This is a genomic window from Kribbella antiqua (genome assembly GCF_004345665.1).
Taxonomy (GTDB): Bacteria; Actinomycetota; Actinomycetes; order Propionibacteriales; family Kribbellaceae; genus Kribbella; species Kribbella antiqua.
Window position 1 is genome coordinate 1 of sequence record NZ_SLWR01000017.1, and the last position, 14,062, is coordinate 14,062.

The 14,062-nt window shown below is 65.9% G+C and carries 13 protein-coding genes and 1 pseudogene; 8 read left to right on the forward strand and 6 right to left on the reverse strand.

From position 1 onward, the window contains the following. Positions 1-297: 297 nt before the first annotated feature. Positions 298-1,272: an NYN domain-containing protein gene (locus tag EV646_RS35430; RefSeq protein ID WP_132156597.1), complete on the reverse strand. Its 975-nt coding sequence runs from the start codon at positions 1,270-1,272 to the stop codon at positions 298-300. A 368-nt stretch (positions 1,273-1,640) separates the two neighbouring features. On the opposite strand from EV646_RS35430, the gene EV646_RS39130 reads away from it, so the two are divergent. The 6 genes and pseudogenes from EV646_RS39130 to EV646_RS35455 all read left to right on the forward strand — a co-directional run bounded on the left by EV646_RS39130 (position 1,641) and on the right by EV646_RS35455 (position 5,218). Beyond that, positions 1,641-1,793, forward strand: coding sequence for a hypothetical protein (locus EV646_RS39130; protein WP_158291109.1), 153 nt, complete (start codon positions 1,641-1,643; stop codon positions 1,791-1,793). An 8-nt stretch (positions 1,794-1,801) separates the two neighbouring features. Next, the gene (locus tag EV646_RS35435; RefSeq protein WP_132156599.1) at positions 1,802-1,990 is read left to right on the forward strand and encodes a hypothetical protein; all 189 of its coding nucleotides are present in this window, start codon (positions 1,802-1,804) and stop codon (positions 1,988-1,990) included. Between the two features lie 127 nt (positions 1,991-2,117). After that, positions 2,118-2,387: pseudogene (locus tag EV646_RS41085) on the forward strand (BBE domain-containing protein); the annotation flags it as partial. Positions 2,388-2,581: 194 nt separating this feature from the next. Beyond that, complete coding sequence (locus EV646_RS35445) at positions 2,582-3,352, forward strand: S1 family peptidase (protein ID WP_158291110.1); 771 nt, start codon at positions 2,582-2,584, stop codon at positions 3,350-3,352. Positions 3,353-4,045: 693 nt separating this feature from the next. Then, on the forward strand, positions 4,046-4,873 hold the full coding sequence (locus EV646_RS35450) for an alpha/beta hydrolase (RefSeq protein ID WP_132156603.1): 828 nt from the start codon (positions 4,046-4,048) through the stop codon (positions 4,871-4,873). Positions 4,874-5,029: 156 nt separating this feature from the next. After that, the gene (locus EV646_RS35455; protein ID WP_132156605.1) at positions 5,030-5,218 is read left to right on the forward strand and encodes a hypothetical protein; all 189 of its coding nucleotides are present in this window, start codon (positions 5,030-5,032) and stop codon (positions 5,216-5,218) included. 364 nt (positions 5,219-5,582) lie between these two features. Here the strand turns inward: EV646_RS35455 and EV646_RS35460 are convergent, their stop codons facing one another. Further along, the gene (locus EV646_RS35460) at positions 5,583-6,362 is read right to left on the reverse strand and encodes a type IV secretory system conjugative DNA transfer family protein (protein ID WP_241996536.1); all 780 of its coding nucleotides are present in this window, start codon (positions 6,360-6,362) and stop codon (positions 5,583-5,585) included. After that, positions 6,281-6,928 carry a hypothetical protein gene (locus tag EV646_RS41090; RefSeq protein ID WP_158291111.1) on the reverse strand — a complete coding sequence of 216 codons (648 nt, stop codon included), beginning with the start codon at positions 6,926-6,928 and terminating at the stop codon, positions 6,281-6,283. Before EV646_RS41090 ends, EV646_RS35460 begins: the two co-directional genes overlap by 82 nt. Before the next feature lie 428 nt (positions 6,929-7,356). On the opposite strand from EV646_RS41090, the gene EV646_RS35470 reads away from it, so the two are divergent. Beyond that, the gene (locus EV646_RS35470; protein ID WP_132156607.1) at positions 7,357-9,123 is read left to right on the forward strand and encodes a CE1 family esterase; all 1,767 of its coding nucleotides are present in this window, start codon (positions 7,357-7,359) and stop codon (positions 9,121-9,123) included. 61 nt (positions 9,124-9,184) lie between these two features. Here the strand turns inward: EV646_RS35470 and EV646_RS35475 are convergent, their stop codons facing one another. Genes EV646_RS35475 through EV646_RS35485 form a run of 3 tightly spaced genes read right to left on the reverse strand, consistent with a single transcriptional unit; the run spans position 9,185 to position 12,213 of the window. Beyond that, on the reverse strand, positions 9,185-9,976 hold the full coding sequence (locus EV646_RS35475) for a DeoR/GlpR family DNA-binding transcription regulator (RefSeq protein ID WP_132156609.1): 792 nt from the start codon (positions 9,974-9,976) through the stop codon (positions 9,185-9,187). Positions 9,977-10,000: 24 nt separating this feature from the next. Beyond that, entirely contained in the window at positions 10,001-11,005 is a 1,005-nt protein-coding gene (gene pdxA, locus EV646_RS35480) for a 4-hydroxythreonine-4-phosphate dehydrogenase PdxA (protein ID WP_132156611.1), read from the reverse strand. Beyond that, entirely contained in the window at positions 11,002-12,213 is a 1,212-nt protein-coding gene (locus EV646_RS35485; RefSeq protein WP_132156613.1) for a four-carbon acid sugar kinase family protein, read from the reverse strand. The genes pdxA and EV646_RS35485 overlap by 4 nt, the downstream gene beginning before the upstream one ends. 222 nt (positions 12,214-12,435) lie before the next feature. Between EV646_RS35485 and EV646_RS35490 the strand changes: the two genes are divergently transcribed. Further along, positions 12,436-14,061 (forward strand): ABC transporter substrate-binding protein, encoded by a 1,626-nt coding sequence (locus tag EV646_RS35490; RefSeq protein WP_132156615.1) that lies wholly within the window; start codon positions 12,436-12,438, stop codon positions 14,059-14,061. The last annotated feature ends 1 nt before the right edge of the window (position 14,062 follow it).

Below are 14,062 nucleotides of genomic sequence, written 5' to 3' on the forward strand. Positions count from 1 at the left end.
CCATCGGTCCATCAAGCGCGTCGCCGCGGCCGTCGGCGAGGGCTCCACCGCGATTCAGCTGATCCACGAATACCTCAGCGATCCCGAAGGCCCGGCCACCGGGTGACCTTCGCGGTCAGTCCCGCACCGCGGGCCTGCTCTACGCGACCGCCGACGATGAGTCCGTTCTGCCTGACCTGCGCGAACTCGCGGACTAGACCACCGCCGCATCCGATGACCTCGACGGCGCGACGAGCCTGGCCAGCCTCGTGGTTGGCGTCGCTGGCCTAGATCGTTGGGTCCGGTTTGCGTCATCCGCTACCGTTCGGCCAGCGTCGGATTGAGCCGTACGAGCCGTGCGGGGGTTGTCTCGTCGAGGTCGGCGACGGCTTCCCGTGACCTCACGAAATCCGAGAACGATCGGTAGCCGAGTGCCCTCTCGCTGAAGGACGGGTCCATGCGCTTCATCTGACTCTTCACCGCGGAGCTGTGCAGCCAGTCTGCGTCGTCTTTCTCGTGTCCCAGGCGCAGCGCCCGTTCGAGGAGACTCGTTGCCAGCTGCTGGGGGTCTTCGGAGTCGGGATCGGCCTCGTTTGGCACCGCGGCGCCCGGGCGCCTGGTACGTCGCGAGCCGGGCTGGGAGGAGGTCCCGGCCCGCCCGTCGGATTCGGCCTTGGGGGTTTCCGGTTGTTCGGTCGCCGACGCGGCGGTGTCGATGGGTGTGACACCGGGCAACGCATCGTAGGTCACAAGCTCGTCGCAGGCTGCGGCGAGCGATCTGCTGGTCGATCCGGCCACCCCCACGCCCACCACGTAGCGGCCAAGGCGTCGACAGCGTTGGGCCAAGGCGATGTAGTCGGAGTCTCCGGCCACGATCACCACATGGGTCAGGTCCGGGAGGCGGAACATGTCTTCTACCGCGTCTACGGCCAGTCTGATGTCGGCACCGTTCTTGGCGTAGGCGGCGGCGGGAAACAGTTGCACCAGGTCCACTGCGCGGCTGACCAGTTGCCCGCGGTAGTCGGCGTTGACCGGGTCTGACCAGTCCGCGTAGGCGCGCGTGAGGACGAGCGTGCCGAACGACGAGGCGAAGTCGATGACTGCGCCGATGTCGACCGTGGCGCGCCTGAGCTTGTCTGCGATGTCGGGCTCGGCCGACGTCTCCGCCCGGTCGAACGCCCGCACCTTGTCACGCTGGAACTGGCTACGACCATGCACCTGGTCGTAGCGCGAGATCACGATATTGTCGAAGTCGATGTAGACGGCGACGCGGGTCACGCCGGGTTCGGCCATAATTCCCTTTCTCGATGGGATGTGCTCCCGACGCCATTCTGCCCAAGAACGCGAGGCAAGCCTCCATCCCACCGACCCACCGCTAGATACCACACCTCGCCTCCAGGGCCGAAGGCGACGATCCTGCCCGGCTGCTGCCCCGGCGCCGACCTCGGTGCTGACGTTCCAGGCCGAATGGAATTGGAGCGACATCGACCGGGCCACGTTCGGCCGGCTGGTCCGCAATTACGGCGATTGGGCCGAGCGCAAACAGCGACGGGTCGTCGCGCTTCGCACAGCTGTACAGCACCCTCGCCCTGAACCGCCGCCAGCACGGCACGCTCGAGCTCACCGGCCTGACAACGGCCGTGACAGGCGCCGACCAGCTGGTGAGGGACCGTCTGGACGCCGTCAACGACGGCGTCGGCGCACCTTGCGCCTGGTCGACGAAGCGGAAATCGTGGCTGGAGTTCGCGCTCGACCCGGCGCCCGGCTTGGCTGGGGTCGATCTGGAGAACGCGGTCTTCAAGTCTTCAAACTGAAGGACGCGTTGCTGCGCAAGGGCTTCACCGACCAGCAGATCGAGGTCGCCTACCACCATCTCACCCCCACGGATCACGACGTCAACGTGAATCTGGGCATGGCGACGTACGGCGGCACGGTCAACACCGTGGCCACCGACGCGACGGCGTCAGCGCACCGCGATTCGATCCTCACCACCTCGGTCGCCGCCGGCTGACAGGAGCCGCGGGACGAGGCGCCGACCATGATGTGGGTACGCCGGTCTATCGAGACCTGTTCGCCGACACCGGCGGCGTCCCGGTTCCAGGCGACGTCGCCAGCGGAGCGTCCTCAACCATCCGGACAGAGACCTGGCCGATCCAGAGTGGAACACCTTGGACTGTGCCTGGTACACGATGTACTACCGCGGCAACTATCCCCGCCTCCAAGGCGTCAAGCTGCGCTGGGACCCCCGCGACGTGTTCCACCATGCCCTGTCCATCCGCCCAACCCCATCGATGACAGCCGGAGAAATCGGCGAACCTCCCCACTCGGAAGCTCACCGCGACAGTCAAGGATCGCGTTGGAGAGCCTTCTCTGCACGGGCGATGGATATCCGCCGACCAACTCGATAGAGGCGCGGTATTGATCCGAGCTGTTCTTACCGTTGGCGTCGATGGTCGAGCCTCGTAGATCCGCGATACCTCCGACTCGGAGTGGCCGCAGCAGCCGAACTGGATCACCTCTCCGAGCGTGCCGATTCGTGGACCTCGGGGTTACTCAGTTGTTAGAATGCCACCCGCACAGTCGAAGTGCGGAGGTGGGATCCATGCGCAAACTTCTCGTATTGCTCGCCGCGATCGCTTCTCTCGTGGTCACTGCCGGCCCGGCCCAGGCCGTGCTCTACGGACAGCCCGATGACAACCAGCATCCCTACGTTGGGGTCATCCGCTTCTTTGACGAAGACGGCAACTACCTGTGGCGCTGCACCGGCACCCTCATCTCGCCGACGGTCGTGCTGACCGCCGGACACTGCACCTTTGGGACCGCATCCGCGGAGGCCTGGTTCACCGAGACCGCGCCCTCCACCGCCGAGGTCCTCTCCGGCGACTACACGCGCGGCGTCACCGGCGAGACCTACACCCACCCGGACTACGACGACTTCGCCACGTTCCCCAACACCAGCGACGTCGGCATCGTGGTCCTGGACAAGCCGGTGCGGCTGTCGACCTACGGCTCGCTGCCCACCGTGGGGCTGGCCGACACGCTGTACAAGCACGAGCTGTTCACCATCGTCGGCTACGGCGTCCAGGACACCCAGCCGGTTCAGGTCGCCGACGTGCGTCGGCTGCAGGCCACGGTCAAGCTGGTCAGTCTGCAGAGCGGCTATTCGGCCGGCTTCAACCTGCAACTGTCCAGCAACCCAGGAAAGCCGCATCAAGGTGGACTGTGTTTTGGTGACTCGGGCGGCCCAGTGCTGTACGGAACCACCATCTTGGCCGTCAACTCGTTTGTGATCAACGAGAATTGCGCCGGGGCAGGCTTCTCCTACCGGATCGATCAGCCACACATCCTGAGCTGGATCGAGACCTTCCTGTAGACAGATACTGCAGCAGCTACAAGGAGAGCGGTTATCGGGCGGCCGCTCTCCTCGTACCAGCTGCCTGCCAGGCCAGCCATGTGGGGCGAACGGCACCAGGCTGTGACTTGAGGCGCATCTGGGCTGAGACGAAGAGGACGGCCGCTAACCTGCCGTCGTCAACAGGCCAGCCGAGCGCTCCGAATGCGCCACAGGGCATCGCGGGCGCTGTTGTTCCTGGCGGTCCGCCCGGTCGGCATAGTTCAGTCGACAGCGGCACCGGCGGGGTTTGCACGATCAGCAGTTCAGCTTGGGAACACTGTGGGAACAAAGAGGCGTCGATCCGAGTCAACTGGAGTCAAAACCGACCGAACTGGTGATGACTGGTTACGCCTGGATGGCTCGTCCCGCGCGATGCACTCCGCAGAGACACGGCGTAGAACTCTGTTGATGTGATGCGGTAGCGGAACGTCGTCGGGAAGGTCAATAGCCATAGCGAGTTCGCCATAAGTCAGCGTCGTACGACGCATCGCCGCCGTGATGAATGCGCCTCGCGCCGTCGCCGCGAACCGCTCATAATCCATGCTTCGCCCTTGGCTGGCGGATCCGACGAGCCGAGGGTCACCTCTGTGAGCCGCGACTTGATCCCTGCGGAGTCTTGCGACCGCTGCCCGAGGGTTCGACGATGGCTGCATCCCCCTCAGAAGGAGCATCATGAGCGAGCAGACGAGCAATGCCTTGCCGATCGTGCTGATCCACGGGCTTTGGATGACCGCCCGAAGCTGGGACCGCTGGGTGGAGTACTACCGGGCGAAGGGACATGAAGTCGTCGCGCCGTCGTACCCCGGATTCGAGATCGAGGTGGAGGCCCTGCGTGAAAGGCCCGAGATCATCGCCGAGGCGACCGTCCCCGAAACGCTCGACCATCTCAGCGAGGTGGTCGAGAGCCTGGACCGTCCGCCGATCATCATGGGCCACTCCTTCGGCGGGACCTTCACCCAACTCCTGGTCAACCGCGGCTTCGGCGCGGCCGCCGTGACGATCGACTCGGCGCCACCCGAGGGCGTGCGGGTGAACCCGCCGTCCCAGATCAAGTCCCTGTTCCCGGTCCTCAAGAACCCGGCCAACCGGCACCGCGCGGTGGGCTTCACCAAGGAGCAGTTCCACTATGCCTTTGCCAATACGGTTAGCCGGGAGGAATCCGACGCGGCGTACGACCTTCTCCACATCCCGGCGCCCGGCAGTTGGGTGTGGGCGTACGGCCTGATAGCCAACTGGAAGCCGGGTCATCAGGAGACCTGGGTCGACTACGACCTGGACGACCGTGCTCCGCTGCTGTTCATCATTGGCGGCCAAGACCACTTGATGCCGCCCTCGGTGATCCGTTCGAACGCGAAGAAGTACCGCAATTCCGAGGCGCTGACTGAGACCTACGAGTTTCCGGACCGCTCGCACTTCACCGGTGTTGAGCCTGGCTGGGAGCAAGTGGCCGACTACGCGCTCGAGTGGGCGACGAGCCATGCGCGAGAGCGGCAGGGCTGACCAAGCGCAGACAGGTGTCGTCGCCACAGCTGGACGCCGGGATGACTGCGATGAGTCGGCCGCCGAGGTCGACTCCACACGGGCTTCCCGTTGAGATCGCCGAGGAGTCGAATGGTAGGTGGGCGATCGCGTCCAAGACTCTGAAAGCGAGGAACCGTGGCGATTCACACGAAAGCCGAGGCGCTTGCGATCATTCGCCGTGCCTACGGACCCGACCTTGCCGATTCGATCGCAGGACAGCTGCCAGATCAGATCGACCCTGACAACGAGGCGGACGCGGACCTGCTCTTCCGCCTCGGCGTGACCCGAGAGGGTCTCGTCGATTCACTCGGCGGCGAACTCTGAAGCGCCGGCCGAGCCTTAGCGCCAGGACGGCACGAAACCATGCCCAGCGCGAGCCACCAACTAGAAGTCTGAGGTGGTTGGAACGACACCAAGCCGAGGGCAACCAGACCGGCTTGCTACTTCGAAAGAGCGCGGGCACAGAGACGCGAAGATTCAACACCATCTTCGACTCGGCGGTCGGCTCACCCCATCCGCCGCTTCAGTCGCATGGAAACCTGTGCTGAACCCAGGACATAGCGGCGGCTATCGGCACCGTGCTGAGCTGCCCACGTCGATGGGAGAGTACTCGCCAAGTGCCGATGACGTGGGGCCAGTCGTGGGGCCATCTGGAGTCAAATAGTGTTGGCAGAGGGGTCGGATCGGGTCAGGCTACGAACTCCCGGAGCCTGAAGTCGACCGCTGTGGCAAGGGCCGTCGGACTCATAATCCTTGGGTTAGTGCCGCGGTGCCCGATGGCAGAGGCTGGTTCGAGGCCCCAGCGGTAGAGCTGGGCGATGCCGGTGTCGTCGAGGGCCGCGGCGTGCAGCAGTCCGCGCAGGGCCATTTCGGTTTGACCGTGCCAGAAGGCGCCATCGGAGACGTTGCCTTTGGTGAAGCCGGCACTGGCGGCGAGGCCGCTGGCGCGGATCATGGCGGTCGTGGGGTTCTCGCAGCCGCGGACGGGTGACCAGCGGACGCCTTCGGCTTTGCCGAGTCCTTGGGGATCGAAGACGGCGACTGGGCCGATGGAACGGCGGAGCTCGAGGGTGGCGGCGAGGTTGTCGGGCCGGGTTGAGGTGGTGACGACGGCGCCGGGGGCGTCGATGATGGCGCCGATGATCTGGTGCAGGCCTTTGCCTGATCGTGGTGGGCCGACCACGATCACGGAGTCCTCCACGGATGCCCAGCACCCGCGCCCGCGGGAACGACCGAGCAGCGTGCCGACTGCCTCGGGTGAGCGTGCCGGTGCAAGTGGCCGAGCTGAACGGCCTCGGCGTACGACCTGATGACGTCCGACCGCCGCGTCGACGTCTGCACGAGTCGCCAGGCCGGGGCGCGCTGCGACCGCCTTGATCCGGCTGGTCATGCCCGCTGCCCTGCCCTGCCGGAGTCGGCCTGCGACGACCAGACCGAGCAGAGGCAACGCGAGCAGGGCGAGAAGCACCAGCCAGTAGAGCAGCGGATTGAGGCTAGCGACGCCGAAGACTGACGCCGGATCGCGTGGGTCGAACGTGACCTTAAGCGCGTTGACCCATGAGGACCGGATCCACTTCCCGGTAGTTGCTCATCAACACCAAGCAGGACCTTCGATCGATGATGCACCGGCGTCACCGCTGTCATCGTGTAGAACGGCCGCGATCCCTCCCGAAATCCAACGAATCCGACCGGATCTAAGCGTTCGTCGCGCGACATCAGCATCAACTGATCCCGAAACCGATCGACGATCTGCCCCTCAGCGGTTCTCATCGCGAGACCAGCCAGCTCGAGAGTCTGGAACTCGAAGCCACGCGATCGCAAATGATCGACAAGCCGCGCCCACGAGTCGGGCGCGTACCCGAGCGCCCACCGAGACTCAGGGGTCAACACGCGCCGTGCGCCTCGCGCAACCAAATACCGCGCCGCCCAACTACAGTCTGCGCGCAACAGTTCACTGCGGAAGAACCGGCTCGCGGCTAGGTTCGCCTCCACCAGCCGCCGACGCTCCGCCTTGGAAACCGATGGAACATTCACACGTCGACGGTCGCCTTGCCACAGCCAGCGTGGAACCTGGATCCGACGATCAGGGAATCGTCACCCGGCGTAGCTCCCGCCGCAGTGTCGGCGGCAGCCGGATGCAGCAGGCGGTCCGCGCAGAGCACTTAATCGAGTTCGGCCGCAGGGCGTGCGCGTCAGCATCGTCCCCGGCCAGACTATCTGCGCAGACTGCGCAAATCGCTGCGTATCTGCCCATCGAACCTCATTCGCATAGATGCAGCCTAGGCAGGCTCACCCGAGTAGATCTCCTCTATGCATGGGGAAAGCGCCGATTCGAGGAGCGACTTTGCCTGGGCACGGCCAACCGCACGCTCGCAGTTCGCGCACGAGCTATTGCGTGAATCACGCACCCCTGCCAGGGTTGTGCCGAAATGACCGAGCCGCCAATCCACTGGAGGTAGACAGTGAAGAACAGGCTCCTGATCATCGTCCTGACGGCCGCGATGATGCTTCCCCTGACGGGATCCGCGCGGGCGGCCACAGCCCTCAGCCTTCCGCCCGTCCAGCAGCTCAGCGCCACGACGCCCGTCTACGACCCGATGGCGGGCATCAAGATGGGCATCAGCGGGCTGTTCGAGCGCACGATCTCGGGCACGAACCGTACGGCTAAGCTCTACGTCCCCAAGGCCGCGAACCTCGGTGCCTACATGGTCGTGCTCAACGTCCCTGAGGGCGAGCAGACCGTTTCCTGGCTCGTCGAGAGCGGATGGATCGGCCTTGCCGAGAAGAACAAGTTCCTCCTCTACGTCTTCGAGCCTGGCGCTTCCGGACAGTGGCGATCACCCGACGAGGAGCGGTCCTACCTCGAAACGGCGTACGCGAACATCAGCGTCAACTCTCCCGATGGCCGCGGCACGTGGTACCTCCCGCCCGAGAGCTACTACGTCGTCGGATACGACCGCCCGGGCACTGTGCTGCAGCAGATCGTCATGAAGGACCCGACCCTCGTCGCCGCGGCAACCTTCGTCAACGCCAGCGACATCGACTCCGCCTTCCTCAGCCAGCTTCACAGCACGTTCTATCCGACGCCGGACTGGAACGGTCAACGGGTCGCGAGCAGCAGCGTCCCGCTTCCGGTCTGGATCATGGAGGACCGGTTGGACGCCAGGGCCTCCGGTGTCGTGAGGTATTGGAAGGACGCCAACCAGACCGAGGCCAGGTCTGCCGGGTTCCACGGTGGAAGGATTTTCCACCAGCGGAACGGCGCACTGAAGTACTACGTCGCCGACGGCTCGCTCAGCGCCGTCGCCGTCGCCGAGAAGGTGAAGAACGAGAAGAGACTGACCACCAGCATCTACGACGACTTCCTGTCGCGCTACACCCGCTACGGCGGCAACGTCGGCGGCAACACGCTTGGCTGGCGACCTCACTACGACAAGCTCGGTGTCCAGTTCAGGACGATGGAGCTGGCAGGCCGGCTGCGCGAGTACATGGTCTATGTTCCCGCCAAGGCGAGGCAGGCCGCGAGGCAGGGCAAGAACGTCCCGGCCGTCATCTCGCTGCACGGTTCCGGGCTGACGATGTACTCGATGTTCGACTTCTCCCGGTGGTGGGAGGTGGCGGACGACGAGGGCTTCATCCTCGTCGTGCCGACTGGGCTCAACACCCAGAACCGGACGGGATGGGGTACGACGGCCGACCACGTCGACATGACGTTCCTGCAGTTGCTTCTCGACGAGGTCAAGACCGACTACAACGTCGATCCGGGCCGGATCTATCTGGGCGGGCAGTCGAACGGGAGCATGACGACGATCGCGGCCGGGAAGAACCTCGGGCTCTCCAGGAACTTCGCCGCGCTCGGCGCGACCTCCGGTGGCCAAACGTCGTCGACGACGGACTACACCGGCGAGACACTGCCGTTCTTCGTGCTGTTCGGCGAGTTCGACTTCTGGCCGGCCGATCTGTCGACGCCGTACGTCGGTGAGACCATGCGGTACTGGATCAACCGCAACGACGCAATCGGTACGCCAACGACACCGGCGTCGGTCCAGCGAGTCGGGCGGTACGACATCTCCTCCTGGAAGAATGCGGACGGGACGACCGTGGCCAGGTACGGCGTCACCCGCGGGCGCGGTCACAGCACCATCGCAGATGAGGCACGGGTCCTCTGGGACTGGTACTCCCGCTGGCACAAGGATGCCCAGGGCAACAACGTCCAGCAGCCGCGCTGACGGCACAAGCATCAGGCCCCGGGGACCGAACGTCCCCGGGGCCTGATCGTGGATCAACAGGTCAGTCTGCCGGCGATTCGACCGCCGGGACGAGGACGACCTCGATTCCCTTATCCTCGAACCGCCGCACCTCGGCGGGCGGGGCCGAGTCATCGGTCACCAGAGTCCAGCGCGGCGGCATCACCGCCCACGCGTGAAAGGGTCCCTGGCCGAGCTTGGCACCGTGCGCGAGGACGTAGACGTGATCGGCGCGGCCCATCATGAGCTCTTTCAATCGCGTCTGCTCGAGATCCTTCTCGTTGATACCGCGGTCGGCACGGACCCCGTCGGCCCCCATGAACGCGCGATCGAACGACATCCGCTCGAGCGAGGCTTCTGTGAGCGGTCCGACGAAGGACTGGCTGATGATCCGCAGCCGCCCGCCCAGCACGATCACCTCGATGTTCTCGGCTTCAGCCAGTACGTCGAGCGCGGTCAGGGCGGTTGTGGTCACGGAAAGGTTGGTAAAGCCGGTGAGTTCCTGGGCCAGCGCGGTCGTGGTCGATCCGCCGTCCAGCAGCACGTTCTCACCAGGCACGATCTGGCGAGCGGCCCAGCCCGCGATCGCGCGTTTGGCCTCGTACGCCTCGCCGAGGCGCTGGCGCAGTGATGCCTCCGGATGCGGCTCGAGGCTCAGCGCGCCTCCGTAGGTACGCGCGAGTTTCCCCTGCGCGGTCAGCAGGGCAAGGTCACGCCGGATCGTCGAGGGCGTGACGCCGAGCCGCGCGGACAGATCCTCCACGTTGGCCAGCCCGTCCGACGCGGCCATCCGGACGATCTGCTCGCGTCGCTCCCCCGACCTCTGCCTGCTCACGCCTCGCACTTTATCCAAGGAAGGTCAGCCTGCCACTCGCTCCGGAGCCATCTCGACCGCGAGTCGCAGTGCCTCGATCATCGAGCGGTGGTCCGCCACACCCTGGCCGGCGATGTCGAACGCCGTACCGTGGTCGACCGATGTTCGGATCACCGGCAATCCGACGGTGACGTTGACCCCCGCCTCGAGTCCGAGGATCTTGACGGGACCGTGGCCTTGGTCGTGGTACATCGCCACCACAAGGTCGTAGTCGCCGCGACCGGCGAGGAAGAACAGCGTGTCGGCCGGCAGCGGACCGTGCACGTCGATGCCGTCGGCCTGGCACACCTCGACCCCGGGAGCGATCTTCGTCTCCTCCTCGCCCCGTCCGAACAGGCCGTTCTCGCCGGCGTGCGGGTTGATCCCGCAGACACCGATCTTCGGCGCCGCGAAGCCCGCGTCAACCAAGGCTTGATGGCCGCGCCGGATGGTGCGCTCGACCAGCCCGGGTTCGATCCGGTCCACCGCGTCGATCAGGCCGATATGAGTGGTGACATGGATGACCTTCACCTTGGGCGTCGACAGCATCATCGACACCTCCTTGGTGCCGGTGAGTTCCGCCAGGAGCTCGGTGTGCCCGGGGAAGATGTGCCCGCCTGCCTGCAAGGCTGCCTTGTTCAGCGGCGCCGTGCAGATCGCCTGCACCTGTCCGGACATCGCGAGCTCGCTCGCGACTCGGACGTAGTGGTACGCCGCATCGCCCGCGACCGCCGACACCGCACCGAACGGCAGGTCCGGCGGCAACAGTCCGAGATCGATGACGTTGATACGCCCCGGTGTGAACTCCGCCTCACCCGCGCTCCCGATCGCGACGATGTCGGGTTCGAGACCGACGATCCGCGCGGCCTGCCGGAGTCGCTCGGCATCCCCGATGACGACGCAGTGCGCGGCTTGCGAGATGGTGGGGTCGAGGAGCGCTCGGACGATGACCTCGGGACCGATACCGGCGCCGTCGCCCATCGTGACGGCGATCTGGGGGGTGCTGCTCATGTCGGCTCCTCGGGTACGGGTTCGGTGAACAAGCTGGCGACGAGATCGGCGAGCGAGGTGGGGCTGCCGAAGCTGCCGGGACGGGTGACCACGAGTCGGTCACCAGCTCGGGACAGCACTGCTCCGCAGCGCTCTGCGACCGGCGTCAGGCGGTCGATGCCAAGCAGGTCCAGGACCCCACGGGCAGTCTCACCGCCGGTGAGAACGAGAGCGCGGTGATCCGCAGCCGCCGGCTCGACGGCCTGCGCCAGCGAGGCAGCCAGTTGTGGTGCCAGCTCAGGCCGTACGCCGGCATCTCCGTCCAGGCTCACCACGGCGCACCGGGAGCCCCGGACCCGGGACGCGATGTCGCGCCGCATCCCGCGAGGATCACGCAGCAGGACGTGCGGGTCGAGCCGCAGTACGACGTCAGCTGCGGCCTCCAGCGCCGTCAGCTGGACGGACAGTGAGGGGGCCGCACTTCCGACCACCACCAGGACGGCCTCCGCCGCGGATCGGGGCGCGGCGCCCAACTCCGCGTCGGCCGGGAAGGCGCGCGCTGCTGCGGCGGCGAGCGCGCCGGACCCAACCAGTACAGGCCGCTCACTGACTTCGCGCGCAGCGGCGTGGACACGGTCCAGGTCGGCGTCGGATTCGGCGTCACAGACCGCGACGAGCCCCGCCGTGCCGGCTTCCGCGAATGCCTTGGCCAGCACCTCACCGCCCTGACGAACCGTTGCCAACGGCACCGAATAGGTGGCCAACGGCGCCAACGCCTCCGAGACGGAGCGTGGCACGGGCCGTTCCTCGGCATGCCACCACCCGGTCTCGTGCAAGGGCATTCCCCCAACCCGGAGGAGACCGTCGACCACGACCCGGCCGGCGGACGGCAGAGCCGAAGCAACGATGGGGGCAACGCCGTACAGCTCCTGCAGGGCACCAACCTCGGCGGCGAGGTTGCCACGCAAGAGCGAATCGACCTTCTTCAGGATCGGCAGACCGCCGCACACCGCGATCGCAGACCGCACCGAAGCCGCCGCGTCCGCCGGGCTCTGTCGCCGGGAGTCCGTGTCGACGGCGATCACACGTGCCGCGGATCGCTCATCGACAACGGGAGGCCGGTGTGGGGCCTGCAGGCCGACCGAAATACGCAGAGTGCGCAACAGAAAGGCGGCGGCTGACTCGGCCGCGCCACTCAGATCGTCAGCCACGATCGCCAGCTCCGGCATCACCCCTCCCTTCGTCGATCCTCAGAAACCCTGTGTTTACAAGCGTTTCCCCGCCACGAGCACGCCGAACCGCAGACTCCCACAGAGAGCCTGACCGGGCAGTTGCTCAAGATCAGATCACGCAAATGACGCTACAGGTATTGCGCAGAACACGCAACAATGTCATCTTGTGGAAACGAGCCCGTCACCGGGCGCCCCCTGGCAGAGTTCAAGGAGAACGTCATGTCCGACATCGAGAAGTTGGTCGATACCGCCGAGTCGGGCACGGGAGTCTCCCGGCGGGCGATCCTGCAGTTCTTCGGCATCGTCGGCGCGAGTGCGGCGCTCGGCTCGACTGTCACTGCCTGCGCCGGTCCGCAGAGCTCGGGCGCGGCAAACGGAGGCGGCAGCTCAGGCACCGGCGGGAAGCTCAGCATCGTGCTCAACCGCAACCTGGTCAGCCTCGACAACAAGCTCAACCAGTACGACGCCGCCGTGACCGTGCAGCGCGCGGTCCGCCAAGCGCTGACCCGGATCGGTCCGGACCTGAAGCCCGAACTGGTACTCGCCGAGAAGTTCGAGCTCACCTCGCCGACCGTGTGGACGGTGAAACTGCGCAGCGACGTCCACTACTCGGACAAGTCGCCCGTCACGGTCGAGGACGTCGAGACCGCACTGAAGCTCTACTTCCAGGTCAAGGCCGGATATGTCGCCTCGCAGTTCCCGGAGCAGCCCACGTTCGCCAAAGTGGACGACAAGACCTTCACGCTCACCACCAAGAAGCCTGTGGTGACGCTGGACTCGCTGATGTCGAACATCCTGATCACCCCGGCCAAGGCCAACAAGGCCGAGGAACTGCGCGAAGGCATCGGCAGTGGCCCCTTCAAGGTCGCCTCGGCCGACTCCGGCACCGGCACCTACCGCCTCGTGCGCAACGACGACCACTGGGGCGAGAAGGCCTTGCTCGACGAGGTCAACGTGTCGTATCAGGAGGAAGAGGGCGCGCGGGTCATCGCGATCACGTCCGGCCAGGCCGATGTGATCGACACCATCACTCCCGAGTCGGCGACCGCGCTCAAGAAGAAGAACGACATCGAACTCGTCCAGGAGCCGGGCACCCGACTGATTCACCTGTTCTACAACTTCCGCAAACCGGCCGGCCACCCGCTCACGAACCCGAAGGTCCGTGAGGCGCTCAGCCATGCGGTCGACCACGACTCGCTGATCTCCAGCCTGATGAACGGACTCGTCAAGTCCGCGGAGGGCGTCGTACCGAAGACCCTGGCCGGGTTCGCGAAGACCGGTGAGTACACGTTCGACCCGGCGAAAGCGAAATCGATGCTCGCTGCCGAAAGTGTCTCGAACCTGAAGTTGACGTTCATCTGGGAGGAGTCGGAGTTCGCCGGCGCGGCCCGGGTGATGGAGGCACTGGTCGACATGCTCGGCGACGTCGGTGTGAAGGCGACGCTGAAGGAGATCCCGAAGGGCGGCGACATCAACACCTGGCGCCGCGGCGAGGCCGGCGACTGGGACGTGCTCGGCAACGGCTACGGGAACCAGACCGGCCTGGCGATCACCAACCTCCAGGGCCAGTACGCCGGTACGGCGGCCAAGGAGAAGACCAGGGACACGTATCACGGCTTCGTGTTCCCCGAGGTGACCAACCTGCTCGACCAGGCGAGTGCCGAACCGGACGCGGCCAAACGGGACACGCTGCTCAAGCAAGCACAGGAAAAGATCTGGGCGCTCTGGCCGGCGATGTGGGCCTGGACGCCGGACAACGTACTGGCGAAGCGGAAGCGGGTCGCCACGCTCGAACTGTCTCCCACCAACTCTTACGACCTGTCCAAGGTCAAGGTCTCGGGCTGAG

Coding starts and splice junctions, on each gene's coding strand:
- EV646_RS35430 (WP_132156597.1), bottom strand. CDS start 1,272: ATGGCCGAACCCGGCGTGACCCGCGTCGCCGTCTACATCGACTTCGAC.
- EV646_RS35445 (WP_158291110.1), top strand. CDS start 2,582: ATGCGCAAACTTCTCGTATTGCTCGCCGCGATCGCTTCTCTCGTGGTC.
- EV646_RS35450 (WP_132156603.1), top strand. CDS start 4,046: ATGAGCGAGCAGACGAGCAATGCCTTGCCGATCGTGCTGATCCACGGG.
- pdxA (WP_132156611.1), bottom strand. CDS start 11,005: ATGAGCAGCACCCCCCAGATCGCCGTCACGATGGGCGACGGCGCCGGT.
- EV646_RS35485 (WP_132156613.1), bottom strand. CDS start 12,213: ATGCCGGAGCTGGCGATCGTGGCTGACGATCTGAGTGGCGCGGCCGAG.
- EV646_RS35490 (WP_132156615.1), top strand. CDS start 12,436: ATGTCCGACATCGAGAAGTTGGTCGATACCGCCGAGTCGGGCACGGGA.